At 63.6% G+C, this 5,666-nt stretch carries 8 protein-coding genes; 4 read left to right on the top strand and 4 right to left on the bottom strand.

From position 1 onward, the window contains the following. Together VLE48_13550 and VLE48_13555 are read left to right on the top strand one after the other, a co-directional pair. On the top strand, positions 1-195 hold a 195-nt coding region (locus VLE48_13550; GenBank protein ID HSA94034.1), incomplete at its 5' end, for a hypothetical protein. A gap of 111 nt (positions 196-306) precedes the next feature. Next, on the top strand, positions 307-1,122 hold the full coding sequence (locus VLE48_13555; GenBank protein ID HSA94035.1) for a cyclase family protein: 816 nt from the start codon (positions 307-309) through the stop codon (positions 1,120-1,122). Positions 1,123-1,256: 134 nt separating this feature from the next. On the opposite strand, the gene ccsA is transcribed toward VLE48_13555, so the two are convergent. Genes ccsA through VLE48_13575 form a run of 4 tightly spaced genes read right to left on the bottom strand, consistent with a single transcriptional unit; the run spans position 1,257 to position 3,824 of the window. After that, positions 1,257-1,958, bottom strand: coding sequence for a cytochrome c biogenesis protein CcsA (ccsA, locus tag VLE48_13560; GenBank protein ID HSA94036.1), 702 nt, complete (start codon positions 1,956-1,958; stop codon positions 1,257-1,259). Next, positions 1,955-2,632, bottom strand: coding sequence for a heme exporter protein CcmB (locus VLE48_13565; GenBank protein ID HSA94037.1), 678 nt, complete (start codon positions 2,630-2,632; stop codon positions 1,955-1,957). Before VLE48_13565 ends, ccsA begins: the two co-directional genes overlap by 4 nt. After that, positions 2,629-3,321, bottom strand: coding sequence for an ABC transporter ATP-binding protein (locus VLE48_13570; protein ID HSA94038.1), 693 nt, complete (start codon positions 3,319-3,321; stop codon positions 2,629-2,631). The genes VLE48_13565 and VLE48_13570 overlap by 4 nt, the downstream gene beginning before the upstream one ends. Positions 3,322-3,362: 41 nt before the next feature. Further along, positions 3,363-3,824 (bottom strand): cytochrome c maturation protein CcmE, encoded by a 462-nt coding sequence (locus VLE48_13575; protein ID HSA94039.1) that lies wholly within the window; start codon positions 3,822-3,824, stop codon positions 3,363-3,365. Positions 3,825-4,026: 202 nt separating this feature from the next. Here VLE48_13575 and VLE48_13580 point away from each other — a divergent pair, with 202 nt between their 5' ends. Both VLE48_13580 and thiC read left to right on the top strand, forming a co-directional pair. Beyond that, positions 4,027-4,419 (top strand): hypothetical protein, encoded by a 393-nt coding sequence (locus tag VLE48_13580; protein HSA94040.1) that lies wholly within the window; start codon positions 4,027-4,029, stop codon positions 4,417-4,419. Between the two features lie 63 nt (positions 4,420-4,482). Continuing rightward, positions 4,483-5,666: phosphomethylpyrimidine synthase (thiC, locus tag VLE48_13585; GenBank protein HSA94041.1), on the top strand; the 1,184-nt coding region annotated here is incomplete at its 3' end.

Here is a 5,666-nt window from a genome sequence, read left to right on the forward strand (position 1 = left end):
TATTTCCTGATGTATCGTCTGTCAGGCGTCGCCACGCCGGGCAGCATGCTGGTGCAAAGACGACTGCGGCCCAAGCCCAGGTTGGAGCGCAGCGTCCAACTGGTTCCCACCGAAACCGCGGTACCCGCCGCCGCACCGGCAGCAACCGCGCCGGAACCTGAACCGGTGTTGGTAGGAGAACAGTCGGAACACTGAAGGTTGCGGGCGACGGGTCGCAGCAAACCCTACTTCGTGTTTCTCGTCTCCTGTGAAGCCCTTGTGACACCGGGGCTTTCTCCGTATCCTTCCGACCGAAGGAGGGATCTCATGCGCCGGAACTTGCTAGCGGTCCTGTTCGCCGTGGTTTGCCTACTGGGGTACGCCGCCGGGCAAGGCGCGCCTCAGCCGAAGAGCGATCCTGTTCAGGGTGTGATCGACGAGCGCAAGTTGGCGGACCTGACGCACGACTTCGATTCCAGCACCATCTATTGGCCCAACGCGCAGCCCTTCGAGTGGAAGAAAGAATCGTGGGGCATGGCGGCGGGCGGCTACTGGTACGCCGCCGGGCACTATGCCGCCAGCGAACACGGCGGCACGCATCTGGATAGTCCCGTCCATTTTGGCGAAGGCAAGGCCACCGTGGACCAGCTTCCCGTGGCGCAACTGGTCGGACCGGCGGTGGTCATCGATATCTCCGAGGCCTGTGCCAAAGACGTCGACTATCGCCTGCGCGTGGAAGATATCGCAGCCTGGGAAAGGCAGCACGGTACGATTCGTGCGGGCTCGATTGTGCTGGTGCGGACCGGTTGGGGAAAGTTCTGGCCGGAGAAAAAGAAGTACCTGGGCGACGACGCACTGGGCCGGACTACAGACCTGCACTTCCCCGGCATCTCGCGCGAAGCGGCGGAACTGCTGGTCCTGCGGCATGTGGACGGCGTGGGCATCGACACCGCCAGCATGGACTACGGACCCTCGCGCGATTTCTCCACGCACCGCGTCCTGGCTGCCGCCAATATCTATGGGTTGGAGAACGTTGCGGATCTGGAGAAGCTGCCGGCCACCGGCGCTACGCTCATCGCGCTGCCTATGAAGATCAAAGGGGGCACAGGCGGGCCAGCCCGGATCATTGCCCTCCTGCCGTGAATTGAGGCGTGTTGCGGGTCAGTCCTTCTTCAGGTCTTCGAAATCGCGACGAACGCGAGCGAAGCCACGCGCCAGCACGATCAGGTAGAGGCCGTGGATCAGCCACGTAACGACATACGCGAGGTACAGGTTTCTCATCGCGAGCGAGCCTCCTTGGGCGCGGCCAGAGCCTTGAGCGCGTGGGCTTCGTCCAGGTCCTGGCGGATGCGCTCCAGGCGGTAGCGCAGCGCCAGCAGCAGCCCAGCCAGCGCCAGGAAGGCGACGAAGTTTGCCAGGAGCGCGTGCAGCATGGTGGGGTCGATACCCGAACCCTCGCCGCCGCCTACCACCGGCTGCGGATGCTGGGTGCGGAACCAGCGGATGGACATGTAGACGAACACCACGTCCACGAAGCCGAAGACAGCCAGCGCGGCTGCCAGCACCGGTTTCTGGTCGCCGGCCGAAAATCTGCGCAGAATCAGGTAGCTGACGTAAATCAGCCACAGGACAAGAGTCGAAGTGAGGCGGGCATCCCAGGTCCACCAGATGCCCCAAACGGGTTTCGCCCACAGCGGCCCGGTAATCAACACGATGGTGCAGAACACCACGCCGACTTCGGCGGAGGCGGCGGCGAAGGCGTCCGTCTTCGCGCTGCGCCGGAACAGATACCAGATGGACGCTACGAAGTTCCCGATGAAGCACAAGAACGCCACCCAGGCCGAGGGCACGTGATAGTAGAAGATGCGCTGGATGTCGCCCATGGTCCGCTCGGTAGGCGCGGCGAACATGGCCTGGTAGTAGCCGTAGGCCAGCAGCAGGACGGTGGCGGCGACGAACAGGATGCGTGTGGGCTTCATTCGGCGTGCAAAACGCTCTCAAAGAGTAACAGCGAGACGGTGGTGAATACCACATCGTAGACGGCGAGGAACAGGATGGCGAGGCGGGGCGAATCCTCGCCGGTGAGAATGGCCGTGGTGGCGGCCACCATGGCCAGAACCGCTGGGATCGAGATGGGCAACAGCAGCAGTGGCAGCATCACCTCGCGGCTGCGGGTGCGCAGCGAGATGGCGGCGAAGAACGTCCCGTTCACCACCAAGGCCCAGGTTCCCAACAGGAACACGTAGAAAAGCTGGTGCGCTTCGCCGAGCGCGCGCAGGTCGTAAAAGACGATGAACAACGGCGCCATCAGGAGCTCGATGGCGACCACGAACAGAAAGTTCCCCATGGCTTTGCCGAGGAAGAGCGCGTTGGCGGGCGCCGGGGAGACTCGGTAGGCGTCCAGCACCTGGTGGCGCAGTTCACGCACCCAGGTCTGGTTCAGGGCCACGATGGCGCTGAAGAGCACCGCCACCCAGGCGAGGCCTCCCGCGATGCGGCGCGCCTCTTCGGCGGTGGGATCGAAAGAGAAGCTGAAGATCACCACCACCAGCAGGGCGAAGAACAGCATGGCGTTGATGGCGTCCTTGGAGCGCCATTCCAGGCGCAGGTCCTTGGCCAGCGTGGCACGAGTGACGCGGAACAGTTCGCTCATGCCCGCGCTCCTTGCCGCTGCGCCGCTTCGACGCCGCGACGCCGCTCGGCAATCTGTCCGGCCGCCAGGAAAATGGATTCATCGGCGACCTCGGCCATATGCGCCGCCTGGTGCGTCACGACGACGATAGTCTTGCCACGGTCGCGCATCTGGGCGAGCAGCGTGCTCATGGCCTGCGCCGAGGAGGCGTCCACGTTGGAGAAAGGCTCATCGAGCAGGAGGATCTCGGGATCGTGCACCAGGGCACGGGCCAACGCCAGGCGCTGCCGCATCCCCTGGGAGTAGGCGCCGACGTGCCGCTCGAGGGCTGGGTCGAGCCCGACCGCCGCAATCCACTGCGCCGGGCGCTGGGCATCCTCGATCCCATAAAGCGAAGCTGCGTAGCGGAGATTCTCCATGGCGCTCATCTCGTCATAGAGCAGCGAGGAGTGCGCCATGTAGCCCAGTCGGCCGGTAACTTCGCGCAGGTCGCGCGATCCCAGCAATTCGACCGCGCCGCGTGTGGGGCGCGCTAGCCCGGCGACCACGCGCAGCAGCGTGGACTTCCCGGCCCCGTTGTCTCCGAACACGGCGTACGCGCGACCCGCGGCGAACTCCGTATTGACGTCGCGCAGCGCCGCAAAGCGGCCGAAAATCTTGGAGACACCGTGCAGCGCGATGGCGGCAGACGGGTTGGAATGGTCCACCATTCGAGCTAGGGAGTTTAACAGGTGACAGTAATTAGGGAGGTCTACGAACCGGCTGGCGCGGGTGTCGTCGGCTGGGCTTGCGGCGCGCCCGGCTGGCCCGGAGCGGGAGCGTACTTGGAGGCGCACTTGGCCTGCAGGTGGTTGGCGCGGAAGACGCCTTCCCGGTCGAGGTGGCCTTCGACCAGCGCCTGCGAGTCATCTTTGAACGTATCCGGCGGCGCTTCGGTGCCTTTGTAGACTACCGGCAGGGTGTGATTTTCTTCCAGCAGCACAAACTCCACGCGCGTACCCTGACGCTTGATGGAGCCCGGCTGAACGTTGCCGGCCACACGCAAGCGCTTGGTGTAGCGGCTGTCGTCCATCTGCTTGAGCTCGTCGATGGTCACGTAGTAGCTCTTCGACTCCTGCACGCCGGTATAAGCGAGGTAACCGAGCGAGAGCACGATGATGGAGATAGCGGCGCCGAAGCGGACGTAGCGGCTGGATGCGGAAGATTGCAGCATACTTACCAAGACTTTACGCCCTCCGCGAGCGGAGGGTCAACCGAGGAACTCCCGTCGTAACAGACCAAACTGCGACCGCTAACCGATGAGACACGGTGAAACCCGCAGCCTTCCCGAACGAATAGGCATCGCTCTGCTCGTGATTGTCTTGCTCCCGGTGCTGATACCGTGGGTCCTCGTTTGGTTGATCTTGCAGGTCGTTGTGGGCGCTGTGCTTTATCTCGCGATCTGGGCCTGGTGGTGCCCGCGTGGCAAGCGCGTGCTGTTGGTGTACTCGGACAGTCCGATATGGCGGGATTATTTCGATGCCAAGGTATTGCCGAGACTCGGAGACCAGGCCGTGGTCTTAAACTGGTCCGAGCGCAAGCGTTGGCCCAGGTTCACCTCGCTGGCTGTGAACGCATTTCACTATTTCGCAGGGTACCGAGAGTTCAATCCCCTGGCGGTAGTGTTCCGGCCGTTCCGCCCGCGCCGCATCTATCGCTACTGGCAACCCTTCCGCGAGTATCGGCAAGGCAAGCCTGAAGCCGTGGAAACGATGACAGAGAGCCTCTTCGCTCTCCTGGATGAAAGGACCGAGGAGATGCTAGGGTAGCCCTCCAACCTAGGGGGGAACGCAGCGCTATAATAAAGCGTTTGGAGAGCAAGACCCTCCCTCATGAACGCCAACGACAAGAACGGAAGTGTTGCCACGGCTGAGAGCGTCCGCCAGCCGCGCGCGGAGTGGATCGCGAAGCGGCGCGAGCAGGCCGCGCGCACCGGCGATACGAACGTCAGCCAGATGCACTTCGCGCGCCGGGGCGTGATCACGGACGAGATGGAGTATGTAGCGAGGCGCGAGAACCTCGCGCCCGAACTCATCCGCGACGAAGTGGCCCGCGGCCGCATGATCATCCCGGCGAACATCAACCATCCAGAACTGGAGCCGATGGGCATCGGCGTGGCCTCGAAGTGCAAGATCAACGCCAACATCGGCAACTCCGCCGTCAGTTCGAACATCGAGGAAGAACTCCGTAAGCTGCACACCGCGGTGCACTTCGGCGCCGACACGGTGATGGACCTTTCCACCGGCGGCGACATCCACCAGATCCGCGAAGCCATCCTGCGGCATTCGCCGGTGCCCATCGGGACCGTGCCGATCTATGAAGCAGTCTCGCGCGTGAAGCGCATCGAAGACCTCTCGGCCGAGGTGATGCTGGAAGTCATCGAAGAGCAGGCGGCGCAAGGCGTGGACTACATGACCATCCACGCCGGTGTGCTGATCCAGCACCTGCCGCTGGTGGCCGGCCGCATCACTGGAATCGTGAGCCGCGGCGGCGCCATTCTGGCGCAGTGGATGGCGCACCATCACAAGCAGAACTTTCTTTACGAACGTTTCGACGACATCTGCCGGATCTTCGCCAAGTACGACGTGTCGTTCTCACTGGGCGACGGCCTGCGTCCGGGCTCGGTGGCCGACGCCAGCGACGAAGCGCAGTTCGCCGAACTCAGGACGCTGGGCGAGCTCACCCGGAAGGCCTGGGAGCATGACGTGCAGGTGATGATTGAGGGCCCGGGCCACGTGCCCATGGACAAGATCAAGGAGCAAGTGGACAAGGAGGTGGAGTGGTGCCATGAGGCGCCGTTTTACACCCTCGGCCCCCTGGTGACCGACATCGCCCCGGGCTACGACCACATCACGTCCGCCATTGGCGCCGCCATGATCGGCTGGCACGGCGCTTCGATGCTGTGCTACGTGACACCCAAGGAGCACCTGGGCCTGCCGAACAAAGAGGACGTCAAGCAGGGATTGATCGCCTACAGGATCGCGGCCCATGCGGCCGATATCGCCCGGCACCGTCC

The organism is Terriglobales bacterium, from assembly GCA_035454605.1.
Taxonomy (GTDB): domain Bacteria; phylum Acidobacteriota; class Terriglobia; order Terriglobales; family Acidobacteriaceae; genus DATMAB01.